Consider the following 16,239-nt stretch of genomic DNA (forward strand, 5'->3'; position numbering starts at 1 on the left):
ATTTTTAAACAAATTTTAAACTTCCCTCCACCTTTGTTTTAACCTTTGCCGGATAAGATGGAAAGTGAGGTGAGAGGAATGGAGTATATCGTAAGAACAGAGAATTTATCAAAGCATTTTGGTCAGGAGAAAGCTGTATCAGGACTGGAAATGAAAATACCCAAAGGGGAAATATACGGATTTCTGGGTCCGAATGGCGCGGGGAAAACAACGACGATCCGGATGCTTTTGGGGTTGATGAAGCCCACTTCAGGCAGAATTGAAATTTTTCAAAGTGATTTAAAGAAAGAAAGGTTAAATATATTGAGACGTGTGGGCTCGCTTGTAGAGTCACCATCCTATTATCCGCATTTAACTGCAAAAGAAAATCTGGAAGCCATGAGAAAAATAGTGGGTGTGCCGAAACAGAGAATCGATGAAGTGCTGGAAATTGTCCGGCTGACAGCTGCCGGAGATAAAAAAGTAAAGGGCTTCTCGCTTGGGATGAAACAGAGGCTTGGGATTGCTGCATCGCTGTTAAATAACCCGGAACTGCTGATTTTGGATGAGCCGACAAACGGTTTGGATCCTTCAGGAATTATTGAGATACGCAATTTAATTAAAAGCCTGCCATCGGAATGCGGAATGACCGTGCTGATCTCCAGCCATCTATTATCGGAGATTGACCAGATGGCGACAACAGTAGGCATTGTGTCAAAAGGGAAAATGATATTTCAGGATTCTATTGAAGCGATGCGCATGTTTGCGCAGCAATCTATTCTATTAAAGGTAAGCGAGAGCGATAAAGCCTGGCGTGCCCTGCTTGGAAGAGGAATGAAGGCTGGTTTGGATAATGGCATCATTTCGCTGCCCCAGCAGTCCAATGAAAATGTGGCTGAAGCTGTACGCGGACTTGTGGCAGATGGGTTTTCCGTGTATCGGGTGGAAGAAGAAAGACGGTCATTGGAAGACATATTCCTGCAAATGACAAGAGAGGAGCAGGCCGGATGATGGGAAAATTGCTGTCAGCCGAATTTATGAAAATCAAACGGAAAGGAATCTGGTTCCTGACCGTCCTAGGTCCAATTGGGGTAGTAGCCATGCAGATGGTCAATTACGGGGTGCGCAAGGAGTATTTGTTCCGCCAGAATGATGACCGCTGGGGGTATTATCTGGACAATATCCATTCGTTCACACCGCTGGCGATTGTTCTGGGCATTGTCATCCTGACGTCATTCATGTCGAGCATTGAAAATGAAACGAATGCCTGGAAACAGCTGATGGCACTGCCGGTTTCGAAAATGAGTGTGTATTTATCAAAATTCACGGTGCTGTCAGTTCTGCTTTTGATTTCTTCTGTGCTTTTGCTGCTGTTTACGCTTGCTTTTGGAATCTCATTGGATTTGGGCGGTGAGATTCCGTATGCCGGACTGCTGAAATATAGTTTTTATCCTTTTTTTGCGGCATTGCCTGTTTTGGCGCTGCAGCTTTGGGTAGCGGCTGTGAGTGTAAACCAGGGTGTGCCAATCACTCTGGGCATTCTGGGTGTTATTTTGACCTATGCCGGCTATGCTTTACCGGATTGGCTGATCTGGAAATGGCCGCTGCTGCTGAATGACTGGGAGGAACCTCTCATCAACGTCCTGCTTGGTGCCGGAGCGGGCTTATTATTATACGCAGCAGGAATGATTGATTTTGTGAAAAGGGATGTGAAATAGATGCTTACTATTTTGAAATCGGAATGGTTTAAACTGCGCAAATCAAACATGATCGGCATCCTTCTAGCAGGGCCGCTGATTGGGATAGGTGCAGGGATTGGAGCAGATACAACAGAAGCAGCGGGGATGATTAATGAATGGTATATGCTTCTGATTTATATGAATTTGCCTTATGCGGTTCTCTTTTTGCCGTTAGTAACAGGAGTCCTGGCAAGTCTTGTCTGCAGGTATGAGCATCAGGCCGGGGGCTGGAAGCAGCTGCTGGCGCTGCCAGTCACAAGGGGGAAAGTGTTTGCGGCTAAATATGTTCTGATCCTTTTATTGGTATTGTTCATCCAGTTATTTTATTTAGCCGCTATAGCAGGAGCAGGATTATACAAAGGCATAGCTGATCCCTTTCCGGCGGCGATTGTCTGGAAGAGCATACTGGGAGGCTGGGTCGCAGCGTTTCCATTAGTCGCGCTGCAGCTGTGGATGTCCGTCTGGTTCAAAAGCTTTGCTGCACCTTTTGCGGTCAACGTCGTTTTTACGCTGCCATCCATTCTGGCGATGAATTCCGAGAAAGTGGGTCCCTATTATCCGTGGGCCCAGCCATTTGCCATGATGTACCCAGCGACAGATAATGGTGACATTTTCTTTATTCCATGGGAGCAGCTTTTGACTGTGATTGGGGGATTCTTTTTACTGTTTTATCTGGGCGGCTATTTTTATTTTCAGCGGAAGGCTGTGTAGGTAAGATGTTTTTAGGGTGAAAATGTAATTTTTTGAAACCTTTTCTATATATTTCCGTAATGCATAGTGGAATTATTTTTAACTGGAATAGGAGTGTTCAATATGGAACAGGAAGTAAAAACGAGCAGTGCAAAACCGAGTTTGCTAGGGATGATATGGAGTCCGGGGGAGCAGTTTGACAGGATCCGCCAGAATCCGAGGATTTGGGTGCCGCTCATATTGGTGAGTATAATTTATTCGATCGGCATGTTTTTGATGGCAATGTCGATGGATGCTTCTTATCTGGGCCTCGAAGGAATGAGTGATGCGGAAGCGGAAATGGTGATGATGTTTGCCAGAGGCGGAGTTGCCATTACAGGTATTTTCACTCCGGTATTTGTGGCGCTGATTTCAAGTGCTATCTATATGATTTTCACGAAGATTGCTGGATCTGATGCGACGTTTAAACAGCTTTTCTCTATGAATGTCCATATTATTGTGATTGGCGGTTTTGGTCTTATCCTTAACATGGCACTGAGAGCCGCGATCGGCGGAAATCCTGAAATTTTTATTACTAGTTTAGCAGGGCTGATGAATAGTGAGAAGCCGGGAATCTTAGGTTCTATTGAATTATTCAGTATTTGGCAGTCGGTTATCACGGCGATAGGCTTGCAGAGGGTGGCAGGATTATCAAAAGGCTGGGCTTGGGGCATTGCGATTGCGTTCTTCATTATTGGCATTCTGTTCGCGTTACTCAGCAATACCGTCTCAGGAATGACTGGTGTTTAAATGAAAAAGAAAGTTTGGATTGCCATCGGAGTGACGGCTGTGGTGTTGCTGATGGCTGGCGTGAGCATCTACAGACAGGCGTTTGCGAAAGGGCCTGAAGTAAAGACCGCCCATCCGGTGCAGGAGGAAATAAGAGAACAAATAATGATTCCCGGAACAGTGAAGCTGGTAAATGAACAGAAGATATATGCTTCTCCCGAAAAAGGCGAAATAAAGGAGTTCCTTGCGGAAGAAGGGGATTCAGTCAAAAAAGGAGAGGTTCTGGCCAGGTTTGATGAGCAGGCTTTAGCCCTGGAACTGGAAAAAGTTAAACTCCAGGCTGAATCAGGTTATTTAAAAATCAATCAGCTTGAAAAACAGGAAGATGAGCTTGGTGATAAGGAAAAAGAGCTGCGCAAACAGGCTGGAAAAAAAGAAGCTGAAAAACAGATACAGCCTGAAAGGGATCAGCTAAAGCTGGAAAAGCGGTTGGCGAATCTGGAATTAAGCCAGGTGCTACTGCAGAAAAAGGATATTGAAAAACGCCTGGAAGAATTAGAGATTAAGAGCACGATGGATGGAGTGGTGCTTCAGGTGAACAAAGAAACGTCATCCGATCCATCATCAGCAGGAAAGCCAGTCATTTATATAGGGGATCTGAAAGCGACCTTAGCATCGGGCCTGCTTTCAGAATTCGATTCATTGAAGGTCGGTGAGGGGCAAAAAGTGACACTCCGTTCCGATGCGATTCCTGACAAGGAATGGAAAGGTGAAGTCAGTGAAGTGGCTGACATGCCTGAAGAGAACCAGGGAATAAACCCTGCGGAAAATAATGCGCCGCAGTATCGGGTGGAGATTTCGGTGAAGGAGATGCCTCTGAAACCGGGCTTTCAGCTCATAATGGAAATCGAAACGGATAAAAAGAAGGCGCTCACTGTTCCTGCTAACGCAGTAGTCACGGGTGACAGCAGTGTATATGTATTCGTGGTCAGGGATCAGAAAAGCTATAAACAGGAAGTGGAAACTGGTGTTGCTTCCGGAAATAAAATCGAGATAACAGGTGGACTTGTAGAGAAGGATTTGATCATTACGAATCCATCAGATCAGCTGAAAGACGGCGTGGAAGTGGATGCGGAATGATCAACTTAAGAGGCATAACCAAGTCCTATCAGGCGGGAAAAGAAAGCATTGAAGTATTAAAAGGAATTAACCTAAGCATTGAGCAAGGTGATTCTGTAGCCATTATGGGGCCATCCGGATCGGGCAAATCCACACTTATGAATATTATTGGATGTCTAGATCTGCCGACAGAAGGAATATATGAACTGGATGGAGAGAATATATCCCATTACTTGGAAGCAGAGCTGGCCAAGGTCAGAAATCAGTCGATCGGGTTTGTGTTTCAGCAGTTTCATCTGCTTCCGAGGCTGACGGCTATTCAAAATGTTGAGCTGCCGATGATTTATAGCGGCCTTGCCAAAAAGGAACGATTGGAACGGGCGGAAGCAGCGCTGGTTAAAGTGGGCCTGAGCGATCGGATGGAGCATCTGCCGAATGCCTTATCAGGAGGGCAGAAGCAGCGGGTTGCCATCGCCCGGGCGATTGTGAACGAGCCGAAAATCATCTTGGCGGATGAACCGACAGGTGCACTTGATACGAAAACAAGTGCCTCCATTATGGAGCTGTTCAGTGAGCTGAACCATGAAGGGTCAACGATTGTAATGGTGACACATGAACCTGAGATAGCAGAATATGCTCATCACACAATTATGGTGAGGGACGGGCTGATTGTGAACGCTGAACCTTCCCGGAGGGGGGCGCCTGTATGAGCTTTTTAGAAAATATCAAAATGGCGCTCAGCTCATTGAAGGCGCATAAAATGAGATCGATTTTAACCATGATCGGAATCATTATTGGTGTTGGGGCGGTCATCATTGTGGTTGCCATCGGCCAGGGCGGAGAAGCGATGCTGAAAACGCAACTGACAGGCCCGGGCAATACAGTTGAATTATTTTATCAGCCTTCTGAGGAGGAAATTCAGGCAAACCCGAACATATTTAATGAAGCTCCTTTTGACGGGGAAGATATTAAAGCACTTGAGCAGATTCCCGAGATTAAACGGGTAGTTGCATCAAGCTCACAGTTTTCACAGGCTTCATATGGAGAACAGACTGCAGAGACTTCAACAACAGGAGTTGGTCCTGCGTATTTTGAGCTGAACAATGTGGATCTGGAAAAAGGGCGATCCTTCACGGCTGCCGATTTCCTTGGCGGACGCAGGGTGGGACTTGTCAGCTTTTCCATTCAGGAGGAGCTCTTTGACGGAAAGTCGCCGGTTGGCGAAGTGATCCGGATTGGGAACCAGCCGATTGAGATTATTGGCGTCATGGAAAAGCCGACAGGACTCTTTTCATTCGGTGTTCTGGAGATCTATGTGCCTACGAAAACATGGCAGACTATTTATGGGAAGAGTGACTTTACCCAGGTGACGCTTCAGGCAGAATCCGCTGATCAGCTTCAGACGGCTGGAAAGAAGGCTGCCAGCTTACTTAACAAGATGCATAATACAGAAGATTCTTATATGGTCATCAACATGGAAGAAATGGCAGAAGGAATCGGCCAGATTACAAAGGTCATGACGTTAATCATCGGCAGTATCGCCGGCATCTCGCTGTTTGTCGGCGGAATTGGCGTCATGAATATCATGCTCGTATCTGTAACGGAACGAACGAGGGAAATCGGTATCCGTAAAGCACTCGGAGCGACCAGGGGACAAATTATGGGGCAGTTTTTAATTGAATCTGTCACCCTGACCTTGATCGGCGGAGTGCTGGGGATCCTGCTGGGCTGGGGTTCAGCATCTCTCATTTCATTCTTTGCGGGCTGGCCATCGCTCATTTCCTGGCAGGTCGTCACCGGAGCCCTATTCTTTTCAATGGCGATCGGCATCATCTTCGGTCTGCTGCCGGCGAATAAAGCCTCTAGGCTGAGTCCGATTGAATCTTTGCGGTATGAGTGATTAATAAAGAGGCTATCTTCGGCTGAGACTGGAGGTAGTCTTTTGTTTGAGGTGAACACAATGATTCAATTAAATAGCATTTTTGTATTGTTTATATTAACCTTACTTGCGCGGTATTTGGTGTATGGAGCATTCGAACCCGCTATGTTTGCGGCTGCCTTTTTGTTTCCTGCTGCATCCATTGTGATTTTTTTCATTAGTAAGAGACTTGCAGACAGGGAGCGGGCTTATCAGCCGAAATCAAAGGATGGCTGGTCATTTTATCACATCCAAAAGTCGTTAATGATTGAAAAGCCGCTTTTTAAAGGACAAAATCTGAGAGGATACGTAAAACGGTATTTTCCTCAGAGATGGCAGTATGTCTTAGGAGATAGCTTCGATTTAATTTGGTATTTGTCTTTTGAAGTACGCATTGACCAGGATTTGTATGATGTACGCTGGTATCGTAAAAAGTGGATAAGCCAACAGGATCAATGGAGGATCTATAAGAACGGAATCCAAATAGGAGAAGCTCATACAGTCATCACCTTAAAGAATGCAGCAAAATTAAAAGAAGCTATTGAATACAGACTTCATGACGTTTCTTATATATCCTCTGCGTCATCGGTTATGTCTGCCATTACTTTATCCAGAGAAACAGCCGTGCTTGGCAGATTAAAACGGAGTCATATCATTAGCGGTGTTCAGGAAATCAATGTAGAGGATAACAATCCCGACTATCTTGTTGCATTAATCATTCATTCTTTTTATTTTAAAAACTGATTCAATGCGTTTTACCTATAAGCAATCCGGTAATATAGTAAAATAGAACTATTGCATAATAAGGGTGTGCTTAGAATGAGCTGTAATGCTTGTATGGTAGAGGATTTGCGCTTTGAGGTAAAGGCAGATGGTGAACAGAATTGCCGAATGTTTTCAAGTGTTGCTGAGCATTTGGAGCGAAAAGGTGTTTTGGTGGAAGCTGAATCAGACCGGTTCATTCTGAAGGAAGACGGCATGCGGGATTTTCTTGATTTTTGCAGGGACCATATGGAAGCTGAATATATCAGCTTCAGGGCGGGTGATGAAGTCTGGCGCCCCATTGCGGAGGCTGCTGAGATCCTGGATAGCCAGTGGATTGATGAAGTGATTGCCAATGGGCTGGTTACCTGTCATGCACAGCCGATTCTCAATGGAGAGGAAGAAGTGTTCGCCTATGAAATGCTGGCGAGATTTTACCGGGATGATGGGTCGGTGATTTTTCCGGGAGAAATATTTGGTGCAGCCAGAAAGCGCGGGAGGTTGTATGCGCTCGATCGATTGTGCAGGATGACGGCGGTCAGGTTTGCTTCGTTTATCGATAAAAAGGCGTTTATCAATTTTATTCCTACAAGCATTTACTCACCGGAGTTCTGCTTGAAATCAACGGTACAGCTTGCGAACCGCTTAGGTGTGGATCCAAATCGGCTCGTATTTGAGGTAGTGGAAACAGATAAAGTGGAGGATACGGATCATTTGAAAAGAATTCTCGCTTATTATAGGGAAAAAGGATTCTGCTATGCACTTGATGATGTGGGCGCCGGGTTCAGCACGGTCGAGTTATTGAGCGAGCTTCAGCCCCATTATATGAAGCTGGATATGAAATATGTTCAGGGCGTGTCAACAGATCCAGAAAAACAGAAAACAGCGGAAGCTATTTTACAGCAGGCATTTAAGATGGGGTCCGTCCCGCTTGCTGAAGGGATTGAAACCCGGGAAGACTTTGAGTGGCTCCGGGACAGAGGATATCAGCTGTTTCAGGGGTATTTGTGTGGAAAACCTGCGCCGATAGCAAAAAAAGATAAGGTATCAGTAAAGTAATGAAGAAAATGACTGTATTTTGCAAATCTAAACCAAACTCTATTGTTTTTTTCTATCTGGAAATATTATGTGCGGATAGCTGAAAAATATATGCATTTAAAATTTTTTCTGTGCGGAAAGAAAAATTTATGTGCGTTCAGTTTTTTGAAGGTTCTTCCTGGATCAGGATCAGAGGTTTTTCATGTTTTGCCGTATAAGAACTGAAAAATTTTTATGTAATCTATCCGCAATATATGTAACCTTCCACTCATGTTTATATTGCAGACTCAGGGGAATAGTCTGAATAGAAACATATTACTGCAAAAGGAGATGACATCACATGAAATATAAAAATCTACTTCTATCGATTCCATTGGGAGCAGGATTATTGCTAGCAGGATGTGCTTCTGAGCAGGACCCGCCTCCTGAAGATGAGGAAAACATGGAAATGGAAAACCAGGAAGATAACCAGGAACCAGATGTAACAGAAGAGCCTAGTGAAGAAAATATGGATGAAGAAGAACCGGATTTAGATGAAGAACCTTCTGAAGAACAGGGAGGCTCCGGTATGGATGAAGAAGAGCCAGATATGGATGAAGAGCCATCTGAAGAGAATAATAATCAATAAATAAACATGACCTGAAAACAGCATCCGATACGGATGCTGTTTTCGTGCAGAAATAAAGTCAGCAATATAAAAAGGTTCAAAGGGTAATTATCCTTTGAACCTGTTAAATTTATTATGATTTAGTATCCTAAGAAGCTGCTTTGGTTATCATCTTTGCAAATCAGCAGAATTTTGCCTTCATCAAGCGTTTTTTCATATGTTTCTGCCTCAGCTTGAGATAGTCCAATTTCCTCCATTTTAGTACGAAGTTCATCTCCCTGGCTTTGGAACATATTTTTGAAAGCTGTACCCATCCCAGTTTCATCCACGCCAATTTTTTTAGCTTCAGAGTGGTCGGCTACCGTATCAGTTATGCTATCATCATGTGCAAGAACGAACACTTCATTTTCTGCGACACCTCTGCCATGCAATGAATTGGCTGCTTGAACAGCTTCATTAATTGTACTAAACTCTTTTACTAATGCCATTTAAACCTCTCCTTATCTATTTGAGATATATAAGTTATTTACACTTTTTATATAGTGAATAAACATGAAGGAGGGTTCACGATGGAATATTCCAGAAATTAGAGGGGATATTCTCAAAAACGAAGAATACTTTTCTTATAACTTTTAATAAGGGGAAAGACTATGGACATTAAAACAAAGAGATTAACCGTAAGAAAGTTCAAGTCAGAAGACTGGCAGGCAGTTTATGAGTACACATCAAATCCAGAAGTAATGAAATACATTCCAGGTGGTATTTTTACAGAAGAAGCTGCTAAAGAGTTTATCCGTAAGAATTCCGAAAAAGCTGAGCATTTTCCCGTTTTTCTGAAAAATGAACGGGTACTGGTTGGCCATGTTGCTTTTCATAAGTATTTTGGCGATCATACTTTTGAAATTGGCTGGGTATTTAATCCCGAGTTTTATAATAAAGGCTACGCATCAGAAGCAGCATATGCAGTGCTGAAATATGGCTTTGAAGAACTTGGCGTTCACCGGATTATTGCAACCTGCCAGCCAGAGAACCCGCCGTCTTACCGGGTGATGGAGAAAATCGGCATGAAGCGGGAAGGCTTTTTCAAAAAGTGCATTCCACATGGGGATGAGTGGTGGGATGAATATTATTATGCGATTTTGAAGGAAGAATGGAATTCAGATAAATAAAGGGCCATGTATATCACCATCCTGATTTGAAGAAAATATGGCCAGGAGGTGATTTACATGGCTAAAGATGTTCTTTGTGAAGTAAATAACTGCACTTATTGGGAACAGGGAAATAAGTGCGCTGCAGAAGCTATTTATGTTGTCAGCCATAAAGGCAAGCACGCTTCCAACAGCAAAGAAACAGACTGTAAAACGTTTGAGCCGACAATGTAAGCCAAAAGGGTAACCGATCTGGTTACCTCCCTGCTATTTATTATTGATAATAATTATCAGTTTCATTCAAAAAAATTTACCATGCTGATTCTTTTGTTTTTCGAAGCGGAGTCAGTTTTTTCATGTTCTTAAAGATCTTATAATGGGCAGTAGCTACTTTTTCTTCTACATAATCCAATGAATAATCACCCGATGGATCAGAAAGTTCCCCAATCGCACGTGATAAGTGATCAATGACTGTTCTGTATGATTCATTCTTCTTATGGTCTTCCTTTGAGTTCATTTCTAGCATAATGTCGTGAGCAAGGCTTTGAATTCTCCGTAAACGAATTTGCTTCGCTGGCATAGTATCGCATCCTCCCCTTTTTTGCTGAATCAATATATTATATATGGCCTTTCCAAAGAAAAAATAACTGAAATCCGATGTGCGCATTTACTGGAATAATATAGTATAATGAGTGGGTCTTGTTTTTTTCTGACAATTTAGTAAAAGGAGGCGTTCAATATGCTAAATAAAACTTTAGTAATTTTGGATCAAAATAAGGGGAGAACGCCTAATTAAAAACAGCGTTTCCCCAAAAATGTGAAAAGGGGAAATTTTTTATGAATACTGGCAAAGTGAAAATTGAAGAAGTAACAGCAGACAATTGGTATGATTGCTGTTTATTGGAGCTTTCAGAGGAACAAAGAGCTTATATGGAGCCTAATGCTGTTTCCATTGCGCAATCTAAATTTGAAACAGCGCTTAGACCGTATGTGATTTACTTGGAAGATGAAGCTGTCGGCTTCTTAATGTTTAATACATGTTTAGAAGAATTGGATGCGTACTGGATTTACCGCATTATGGTTGATAAGGAACACCAAGGCAGGGGAATAGGCAAAAAAGCGACAGAACTGATGATTGCTGAGATGTCGAAACTGCCGAATGCTAAAAAACTTGCAGTAGGCTACCATCCGCAGAATCTTGGGGCACACCATCTTTATGCAAGTTTGGGATTTGCAGATCATGGCCACCGATTTGGGAAGGAAATGGCGGTTGTGAAAGATTTAGACTGAGTAACAGGAGGGGAGATGCAGAATGAAAGTGGGAATGGCCCTTTTTTTTGGAGGGCTGATTTTGCTTATGTCCGGCATCTTTCTATCTGCCTATTCGGCAATCGCCGGCAGCTTCATGGGGATCTTCGGAGGCATGATGATGGGAAGTTCTTCTTATTTCCTGGCGAAAACAGGGAAGAAGGCAGGTTAAGAGATATGGAATTTATGATTTTTTTATTTGTTTTCTTTATTTTTCTGGCAATCAGTTCAGTGATGAATGTGTTATTCAAGATGACTGAAAAAAAGCATTGGGGCATGTCAGTGCTGCTGAGCCTGGTGTTAGCTGTCATAACAATTTCCATTTTGGGGATTAAATAGGAAATGAAGTCCGGGGAAGATTCCCGGGCTTTTTATGTGTATAAAAACGCATAGGAAACACAAACTTTAGGTATCTTACAACGAAAAGGTGATGAAAAATGGATAAAGAATATCAATTTGCAAATTTGTCCGACGGGGATCTGAAGCAGGTGCATAATCTGGAAAAACGCTTAAGTGAGGAAAAGGGAGAAGAAGTAATTCTCATTGCTTATCATGATCAGAAAGAGAATCAAAAGCATTAAAAACGACAAAAAAACGCTTAGGAATCTCCTTTCCCAAGCGTCTTTTTGTCTATAATTTATTTTTTATCTGCAGGTTTCGCATCATATACTTTCACCTGAGGTGGTACAGCAAAATATTTAGGAGCTTTTGCCGTAAAGGATGTAAAGTGTTCAGTCTGGTTGTGGAACTTCACAGCATCCATATCCTTCCACAATTCCACCATAGTATAGGCACCCGTTTTTTCTGTATCTTTTACAAGGTCATAAGAGATATTGCCTTCTTCTGATCTGGAAGACTCGATTAGCGGACGGATTTCAACAAGAAAATCATCTTCTTTATCAGTTTGTATTTGGAAGCCAGCATGAATAATGATCATGTTGCATTTCTCCTTTGTGAGTTATTTCCACTCCGTGATTTCTTCAACAGGCAGGCGGACCGATTTGTAGCCCTGATCAGCGGATTTCCCGATTGAGATTAGCATAACAGGGTAGTAGCGTTCTTTGTCCAAATCAAAAGCTTCGGCAATTCGGTCTTTTTCATATCCGCCAATTGGATTTGTATCATAGCCATGAGCACGTGCTGCAAGCATTAGCTGCATGGATACAAGACCGGCATCAATCAGGTTCATTTCTTTCTTTTGCTCGAATGTCATGTTTTCCACTAAGCCTTTGATGGATGGCACCTGTTTGTCCCTAACATCGGCAGGCATGTATCCTTTTTCAACAGCTGTGTCATATATTTTTTCAATGAATGCTTCACTCTTCATATCAACAAAAACTGCGATGACAGCTGCTGATGTCTCTACTTGCCTTTGATTGAATTTTGCAAGTGGTGCCAGTGTTTCTTTGCCTTCTTTTGAATCGATTACCACAAAACGCCATGGCTGCAGGTTTACAGATGAAGGAGCTAAAGAGGCTTCCTCCAGAATTTCAGCCATTTCTTCTCTGCTAATTTTGACTGTTGGGTCATAATTACGGATGGAACGGCGGCCTGTAACGATTTCTTTAAAGTCATTAATAATGGTTTTATTCATGGTGAACTCTCCTTTATGTTTTTCTGGATGAAAAAATTACAGATTATCTACATTTTCCTGGATGCGAGTGAGCATATTTAATAGTGTGCTTCGCTCAAGCTCAGAAAAGCCGTTCAGGATTTTGGAAATAAACCGTTGATTTTCTTCACAGTAAGCAGCAATCTTCGTTTTGCCTTCCTCTGTCAGGCTGACATAAGTAAAACGGTTATCTGCAGGATTTTTCCTGCGTATCACCATGCCTTTTTCTTCAAGCTGTTTTAGATGCCTTGTGACAGCAGCATGATCGATATTCACTTTTTTCTGAAGCTCCCGCTGTGTAATTTCTTCCGCTTCAAAAAGCTCCCGGAGAATCTCAAGCCGTGACTGGCTGATGCCTGTACAGCGTTCAAACTTCGGCATTGTCTGCTTATTGAGCTCAAACAGCCGGGCAGCAATTAACTCTTCTTGCTTAGAACATTTGAACACAGCATCCCCCGCCTTTTTAGATAATTGATAGGTCAATGATTGATACGTCAATTAATATACTGCAAAATATTTTATAAGTCAAACTGGATGTTTAAGGCAGAGAAAATCCTGCTGAATAGCTTATGGATCAGCAGGGTTTGTTTTATTAACTTTTCTCTGCATCAATCAGCCACACATATCGATTTAGCTGCTTAAACTCAGCAGAGAATCCATTGGAATGAAACATGCTTTCTAATATGGGGATGGTTGTATAGTATTCTGTTTCCAGGTCTTGCGCCAGGCTGAGGTAGTGTTTGTTTTTAGCTTCCTGGATAAAAATCTCTTTTTCGTCCTTGCTGCGAAAGACAGTATCGGCAAAAACAACTTTTCCGCCAGTTGAAAGGAGGGCGCTGTATTTAGAGATGGCATTGGATTTTTCGCTGTCTTCTAAATGATGGAATGCATAGGTGCTGACGAAAGCATCTATAGGGCCATTCAATTGAAAGCTTAAGAAGTCACCATCCAATATTGTGAGAAGAGGCATTTTTTTGCTTGCTATTTTCCTCATGGCAGCAGAAGGTTCAACTCCGACTACTGAACAGCCTTTCTCCAGGAGCATTTGAGTTAAGTTGCCTGTACCTGTACCGAATTCCACTACACTCCCATGAACAAGATCGGCTACTTTATGAAGAATCTGTTCATAATTCATAAACACCTCCTGATATTCAAGGTCTTTACCGGCCACAGTCTCATCATAGGATTCTGCCCAATGGTCAAACAACTCCACAAATTCACGTCCCATTGTAAAATCTCTCCCTCTAATTCATATAATACTTATTGGTATAGTATGAATTAATGTCTCACTTGGCAACTTTGCAATCTGCCTTAATTCTCAGATGCCAGCTGATTTTTTAGCTGATAATTGACAAAAATAAACTTAAAACATACTATACAAGTAGGAATAATAAGAATTAAAAAGAACGTAATAATATCCAAAAAACGAAATGAAAAAGAGTAACCATTCTTTCTGAAACACAGAGGTGCTGACGATGAATTATTACAGCAGCGTGAAAGAACTGATTGGGCTTACCCCTCTTGTGAAAATCAAACACTATGCTATTCCGCAAGGTGTAAATATTTTTGCAAAACTTGAATACTTTAACCCGGGCGGCAGTGTAAAGGACCGGTTAGGACAGAAGCTGATTCAGACAGCGATTAAGGATGGACTTCTCCCGGAAGACGGCGCTGTAATTGAACCGACTGCAGGGAATACAGGGATCGGCTTAGCGCTTGCTGCTGTTGGGACAAAGATCAAAATCATCTGTGTCGTACCTCAAAAATTCAGCATTGAAAAGCAGGAACTAATGAAGGCGTTAGGGGCAGAAGTGGTTAATACGCCAACTGAAGAAGGCATGGAAGGTGCTATTAAGAAGGCAAAGGAACTGCTGATGAAGATTCCTAATTCCTATAGTCCTCAGCAATTCAGCAATGAGAATAACCCGCTAACGTATTATGAAACATTGGGACCTGAGATCTACGAAGAGTTAGATGGGAAGATTGATATTTTTGCAGCTGGAGCAGGGACTGGCGGTACGTTCATGGGCTGCGGCAGATATCTTAAAGAAAAGAATCCAAAGATAAAGACAGTTATCGTTGAACCTGAAGGCTCCATTTTAAATGGCGGAAAGGCAGGACCGCATCGAACCGAGGGAATCGGGATGGAGTTTTTGCCCCCGTATATGGAAATAGGCTTATTTGACGCCATTCATACCATCTCAGATAAAGATGCCTTCAAACGAGTAAAGGAGCTGGCATTGCTTCAAGGATACTTAGTTGGAAGTTCGTCAGGATCGGCTTTCGAAGCAGTACTGAGAGAAGCTGAAAATGCTCCGCCTGGCACGAATATTCTCACCATTTTTCCTGACAGCAGTGAGCGATATTTAAGTAAATCTATTTATGAGGAGGATGAACAATGAGAAAGAAAACACAAATAATTCACGGGGGCATCTCCAGAGATGAACATACAGGTGCCGTCTCCATACCTGTCCACCATGCCAGTGCGTTTAAACAAGATGGTGTGGGCAATTTTGTTTATGAGTACGCAAGAACAGGGAATCCGACCAGGCATGCTCTTGAGGAACTAATAAAGGATCTGGAAGGCGGATACCGAGGCTTTGCTTTCGGTTCCGGCATGGCGGCTATCTCTTCTGTAATGCACTTATTTTCAACAGGAGATCATGTTATTTTTACTGATGATGTGTATGGTGGGTCCTATCGGTTAGTGACAAAGGTTTTGACGAAATATAATGTAGATGTAACCTTTGTCGATACAAGTGATTTGGCTGCTGTGGAGGCGGCGATAAAGGAAAATACAAAGGCTATCTATGTTGAGACGCCAACGAATCCATTGCTGAAGATTACAGACTTGGCTGGAATCTCCAAGCTGGCCAAATCCAAGAATTTGCTTATGATTGTGGATAACACCTTCAGTACACCTTACTGGCAGAATCCAATTGAACTGGGAGCTGATATTGTCCTGCATAGTGCCACCAAATATATAGGCGGACATAGTGATGTTGTTGCTGGGCTGGTTGTGGTGAATTCCGAACAGCTTGCAGCAGATATGCACTTTATCCAAAATTCAATCGGTGCTGTTTTGGGGCCTCAGGATAGCTGGCTATTAATCAGGGGGATTCGGACACTGGCCATTCGGATGGAGGAAATTGAAGAAAATGCGAAAAGGGTGGCACATTTTCTTGCCGATCATTCGCAGGTTTCAAAGGTTTATTATCCAGGATTTAAAGATCATAAAGGCCATGATATTCACTCGAAGCAGGCACGGGGCTTTGGCGGAATGATTTCCTTTGATGCAGGAACCGGTGAAAAGGCAGAAGAGGTGCTGAAAAAAGTAAGATACTTTACCCTGGCAGAAAGTTTGGGTGCAGTTGAAAGCCTGATTTCCCTTCCCGCCAAAATGACGCATGCATCGATACCGAGAGAACGCCGTCTGGAACTGGGAATTACAGATGGCCTGGTTCGGATTTCAGTTGGCCTGGAGGATGCCGAAGACTTAATTGAGGATTTGCAGTCGGCGCTATAAGGAAAAGCCCCATTTAGTTTAAAAA

At 42.8% G+C, this 16,239-nt stretch carries 24 protein-coding genes; 18 read left to right on the forward strand and 6 right to left on the reverse strand.

Features of this window, described 5'->3' with window-relative positions; translation table 11 throughout:
* Nucleotides 1-78 precede the first annotated feature (78 nt).
* The 10 genes from NAF01_RS02780 (at nucleotide 79) to NAF01_RS02825 (ending at nucleotide 8,641) form a co-directional block, all read left to right on the forward strand.
* Nucleotides 79-990: an ABC transporter ATP-binding protein gene (locus NAF01_RS02780; RefSeq protein ID WP_250801682.1), complete on the forward strand. Its 912-nt coding sequence runs from the start codon at nucleotides 79-81 to the stop codon at nucleotides 988-990.
* Nucleotides 987-1,697, forward strand: coding sequence for an ABC transporter permease (locus NAF01_RS02785; RefSeq protein ID WP_250801683.1), 711 nt, complete (start codon nucleotides 987-989; stop codon nucleotides 1,695-1,697). The genes NAF01_RS02780 and NAF01_RS02785 overlap by 4 nt, the downstream gene beginning before the upstream one ends.
* Entirely contained in the window at nucleotides 1,698-2,429 is a 732-nt protein-coding gene (locus tag NAF01_RS02790; protein ID WP_250801684.1) for an ABC transporter permease, read from the forward strand.
* 102 nt (nucleotides 2,430-2,531) lie between these two features.
* Nucleotides 2,532-3,197, forward strand: coding sequence for a YknW family membrane protein (locus tag NAF01_RS02795; RefSeq protein ID WP_197248578.1), 666 nt, complete (start codon nucleotides 2,532-2,534; stop codon nucleotides 3,195-3,197).
* Nucleotides 3,198-4,316, forward strand: coding sequence for an efflux RND transporter periplasmic adaptor subunit (locus tag NAF01_RS02800; RefSeq protein ID WP_250801685.1), 1,119 nt, complete (start codon nucleotides 3,198-3,200; stop codon nucleotides 4,314-4,316).
* Nucleotides 4,313-5,005 (forward strand): ABC transporter ATP-binding protein, encoded by a 693-nt coding sequence (locus NAF01_RS02805; protein ID WP_250801686.1) that lies wholly within the window; start codon nucleotides 4,313-4,315, stop codon nucleotides 5,003-5,005. Before NAF01_RS02800 ends, NAF01_RS02805 begins: the two co-directional genes overlap by 4 nt.
* Nucleotides 5,002-6,195 (forward strand): ABC transporter permease, encoded by a 1,194-nt coding sequence (locus NAF01_RS02810; RefSeq protein ID WP_250801687.1) that lies wholly within the window; start codon nucleotides 5,002-5,004, stop codon nucleotides 6,193-6,195. Before NAF01_RS02805 ends, NAF01_RS02810 begins: the two co-directional genes overlap by 4 nt.
* A 42-nt stretch (nucleotides 6,196-6,237) precedes the next feature.
* Nucleotides 6,238-6,957: a hypothetical protein gene (locus NAF01_RS02815; protein ID WP_226619697.1), complete on the forward strand. Its 720-nt coding sequence runs from the start codon at nucleotides 6,238-6,240 to the stop codon at nucleotides 6,955-6,957.
* A 75-nt stretch (nucleotides 6,958-7,032) separates the two neighbouring features.
* Nucleotides 7,033-8,034, forward strand: a complete 1,002-nt coding sequence (locus NAF01_RS02820; RefSeq protein WP_250801688.1) for an EAL domain-containing protein — start codon at nucleotides 7,033-7,035, stop codon at nucleotides 8,032-8,034.
* A gap of 319 nt (nucleotides 8,035-8,353) precedes the next feature.
* Nucleotides 8,354-8,641, forward strand: a complete 288-nt coding sequence (locus NAF01_RS02825) for a hypothetical protein (protein WP_226619695.1) — start codon at nucleotides 8,354-8,356, stop codon at nucleotides 8,639-8,641.
* Between the two features lie 119 nt (nucleotides 8,642-8,760).
* On the opposite strand, the gene NAF01_RS02830 is transcribed toward NAF01_RS02825, so the two are convergent.
* Nucleotides 8,761-9,108 (reverse strand): YflT domain-containing protein, encoded by a 348-nt coding sequence (locus tag NAF01_RS02830; RefSeq protein WP_197248584.1) that lies wholly within the window; start codon nucleotides 9,106-9,108, stop codon nucleotides 8,761-8,763.
* Between the two features lie 162 nt (nucleotides 9,109-9,270).
* Here NAF01_RS02830 and NAF01_RS02835 point away from each other — a divergent pair, with 162 nt between their 5' ends.
* Both NAF01_RS02835 and NAF01_RS02840 read left to right on the forward strand, forming a co-directional pair.
* A complete protein-coding gene (locus NAF01_RS02835; protein ID WP_226619694.1) occupies nucleotides 9,271-9,789 on the forward strand; it encodes a GNAT family N-acetyltransferase in 519 nt (172 codons plus the stop codon).
* A gap of 57 nt (nucleotides 9,790-9,846) precedes the next feature.
* Complete coding sequence (locus tag NAF01_RS02840) at nucleotides 9,847-10,002, forward strand: DUF1540 domain-containing protein (protein ID WP_226619693.1); 156 nt, start codon at nucleotides 9,847-9,849, stop codon at nucleotides 10,000-10,002.
* Nucleotides 10,003-10,078: 76 nt separating this feature from the next.
* Here the strand turns inward: NAF01_RS02840 and NAF01_RS02845 are convergent, their stop codons facing one another.
* Nucleotides 10,079-10,348 carry a hypothetical protein gene (locus tag NAF01_RS02845; protein WP_035333089.1) on the reverse strand — a complete coding sequence of 90 codons (270 nt, stop codon included), beginning with the start codon at nucleotides 10,346-10,348 and terminating at the stop codon, nucleotides 10,079-10,081.
* Nucleotides 10,349-10,605: 257 nt separating this feature from the next.
* Here NAF01_RS02845 and NAF01_RS02850 point away from each other — a divergent pair, with 257 nt between their 5' ends.
* From NAF01_RS02850 to NAF01_RS02865, 4 genes are all read left to right on the forward strand, one after another.
* Nucleotides 10,606-11,058 (forward strand): GNAT family N-acetyltransferase, encoded by a 453-nt coding sequence (locus tag NAF01_RS02850; protein ID WP_250801689.1) that lies wholly within the window; start codon nucleotides 10,606-10,608, stop codon nucleotides 11,056-11,058.
* Between the two features lie 22 nt (nucleotides 11,059-11,080).
* A complete protein-coding gene (locus tag NAF01_RS02855; RefSeq protein WP_250801690.1) occupies nucleotides 11,081-11,248 on the forward strand; it encodes a hypothetical protein in 168 nt (55 codons plus the stop codon).
* A 5-nt stretch (nucleotides 11,249-11,253) separates the two neighbouring features.
* Entirely contained in the window at nucleotides 11,254-11,415 is a 162-nt protein-coding gene (locus NAF01_RS02860) for a hypothetical protein (RefSeq protein ID WP_250801691.1), read from the forward strand.
* Between the two features lie 98 nt (nucleotides 11,416-11,513).
* On the forward strand, nucleotides 11,514-11,657 hold the full coding sequence (locus NAF01_RS02865) for a hypothetical protein (RefSeq protein WP_250801692.1): 144 nt from the start codon (nucleotides 11,514-11,516) through the stop codon (nucleotides 11,655-11,657).
* A 56-nt stretch (nucleotides 11,658-11,713) separates the two neighbouring features.
* On the opposite strand, the gene NAF01_RS02870 is transcribed toward NAF01_RS02865, so the two are convergent.
* The 4 genes from NAF01_RS02870 to NAF01_RS02885 all read right to left on the reverse strand — a co-directional run bounded on the left by NAF01_RS02870 (nucleotide 11,714) and on the right by NAF01_RS02885 (nucleotide 13,916).
* Entirely contained in the window at nucleotides 11,714-12,013 is a 300-nt protein-coding gene (locus tag NAF01_RS02870) for a putative quinol monooxygenase (RefSeq protein WP_250801693.1), read from the reverse strand.
* A 21-nt stretch (nucleotides 12,014-12,034) separates the two neighbouring features.
* Nucleotides 12,035-12,670: a nitroreductase family protein gene (locus NAF01_RS02875; protein WP_250801694.1), complete on the reverse strand. Its 636-nt coding sequence runs from the start codon at nucleotides 12,668-12,670 to the stop codon at nucleotides 12,035-12,037.
* Between the two features lie 36 nt (nucleotides 12,671-12,706).
* Entirely contained in the window at nucleotides 12,707-13,135 is a 429-nt protein-coding gene (locus NAF01_RS02880; protein ID WP_250801695.1) for a MarR family winged helix-turn-helix transcriptional regulator, read from the reverse strand.
* 145 nt (nucleotides 13,136-13,280) lie between these two features.
* Nucleotides 13,281-13,916 (reverse strand): class I SAM-dependent DNA methyltransferase, encoded by a 636-nt coding sequence (locus NAF01_RS02885; RefSeq protein ID WP_250801696.1) that lies wholly within the window; start codon nucleotides 13,914-13,916, stop codon nucleotides 13,281-13,283.
* Nucleotides 13,917-14,163: 247 nt separating this feature from the next.
* On the opposite strand from NAF01_RS02885, the gene NAF01_RS02890 reads away from it, so the two are divergent.
* Together NAF01_RS02890 and NAF01_RS02895 are read left to right on the forward strand one after the other, a co-directional pair.
* Nucleotides 14,164-15,090 (forward strand): PLP-dependent cysteine synthase family protein, encoded by a 927-nt coding sequence (locus NAF01_RS02890; protein ID WP_250801697.1) that lies wholly within the window; start codon nucleotides 14,164-14,166, stop codon nucleotides 15,088-15,090.
* Nucleotides 15,087-16,214, forward strand: coding sequence for a bifunctional cystathionine gamma-lyase/homocysteine desulfhydrase (locus tag NAF01_RS02895; RefSeq protein ID WP_250801698.1), 1,128 nt, complete (start codon nucleotides 15,087-15,089; stop codon nucleotides 16,212-16,214). Before NAF01_RS02890 ends, NAF01_RS02895 begins: the two co-directional genes overlap by 4 nt.
* The last annotated feature ends 25 nt before the right edge of the window (nucleotides 16,215-16,239 follow it).

The sequence above is a fragment of the Cytobacillus firmus genome, assembly GCF_023657595.1.
Classification (GTDB): domain Bacteria; phylum Bacillota; class Bacilli; order Bacillales; family Cytobacillaceae; genus Cytobacillus; species Cytobacillus firmus_B.

Coding starts and splice junctions, on each gene's coding strand:
- NAF01_RS02820 (WP_250801688.1), top strand. CDS start 7,033: ATGAGCTGTAATGCTTGTATGGTAGAGGATTTGCGCTTTGAGGTAAAG.
- NAF01_RS02800 (WP_250801685.1), top strand. CDS start 3,198: ATGAAAAAGAAAGTTTGGATTGCCATCGGAGTGACGGCTGTGGTGTTG.
- NAF01_RS02825 (WP_226619695.1), top strand. CDS start 8,354: ATGAAATATAAAAATCTACTTCTATCGATTCCATTGGGAGCAGGATTA.
- NAF01_RS02865 (WP_250801692.1), top strand. CDS start 11,514: ATGGATAAAGAATATCAATTTGCAAATTTGTCCGACGGGGATCTGAAG.
- NAF01_RS02835 (WP_226619694.1), top strand. CDS start 9,271: ATGGACATTAAAACAAAGAGATTAACCGTAAGAAAGTTCAAGTCAGAA.
- NAF01_RS02855 (WP_250801690.1), top strand. CDS start 11,081: ATGAAAGTGGGAATGGCCCTTTTTTTTGGAGGGCTGATTTTGCTTATG.
- NAF01_RS02780 (WP_250801682.1), top strand. CDS start 79: ATGGAGTATATCGTAAGAACAGAGAATTTATCAAAGCATTTTGGTCAG.
- NAF01_RS02850 (WP_250801689.1), top strand. CDS start 10,606: ATGAATACTGGCAAAGTGAAAATTGAAGAAGTAACAGCAGACAATTGG.
- NAF01_RS02870 (WP_250801693.1), bottom strand. CDS start 12,013: ATGATCATTATTCATGCTGGCTTCCAAATACAAACTGATAAAGAAGAT.
- NAF01_RS02805 (WP_250801686.1), top strand. CDS start 4,313: ATGATCAACTTAAGAGGCATAACCAAGTCCTATCAGGCGGGAAAAGAA.
- NAF01_RS02790 (WP_250801684.1), top strand. CDS start 1,698: ATGCTTACTATTTTGAAATCGGAATGGTTTAAACTGCGCAAATCAAAC.
- NAF01_RS02885 (WP_250801696.1), bottom strand. CDS start 13,916: ATGGGACGTGAATTTGTGGAGTTGTTTGACCATTGGGCAGAATCCTAT.
- NAF01_RS02845 (WP_035333089.1), bottom strand. CDS start 10,348: ATGCCAGCGAAGCAAATTCGTTTACGGAGAATTCAAAGCCTTGCTCAC.
- NAF01_RS02795 (WP_197248578.1), top strand. CDS start 2,532: ATGGAACAGGAAGTAAAAACGAGCAGTGCAAAACCGAGTTTGCTAGGG.
- NAF01_RS02830 (WP_197248584.1), bottom strand. CDS start 9,108: ATGGCATTAGTAAAAGAGTTTAGTACAATTAATGAAGCTGTTCAAGCA.
- NAF01_RS02890 (WP_250801697.1), top strand. CDS start 14,164: ATGAATTATTACAGCAGCGTGAAAGAACTGATTGGGCTTACCCCTCTT.
- NAF01_RS02860 (WP_250801691.1), top strand. CDS start 11,254: ATGGAATTTATGATTTTTTTATTTGTTTTCTTTATTTTTCTGGCAATC.
- NAF01_RS02840 (WP_226619693.1), top strand. CDS start 9,847: ATGGCTAAAGATGTTCTTTGTGAAGTAAATAACTGCACTTATTGGGAA.
- NAF01_RS02895 (WP_250801698.1), top strand. CDS start 15,087: ATGAGAAAGAAAACACAAATAATTCACGGGGGCATCTCCAGAGATGAA.
- NAF01_RS02810 (WP_250801687.1), top strand. CDS start 5,002: ATGAGCTTTTTAGAAAATATCAAAATGGCGCTCAGCTCATTGAAGGCG.
- NAF01_RS02785 (WP_250801683.1), top strand. CDS start 987: ATGATGGGAAAATTGCTGTCAGCCGAATTTATGAAAATCAAACGGAAA.
- NAF01_RS02875 (WP_250801694.1), bottom strand. CDS start 12,670: ATGAATAAAACCATTATTAATGACTTTAAAGAAATCGTTACAGGCCGC.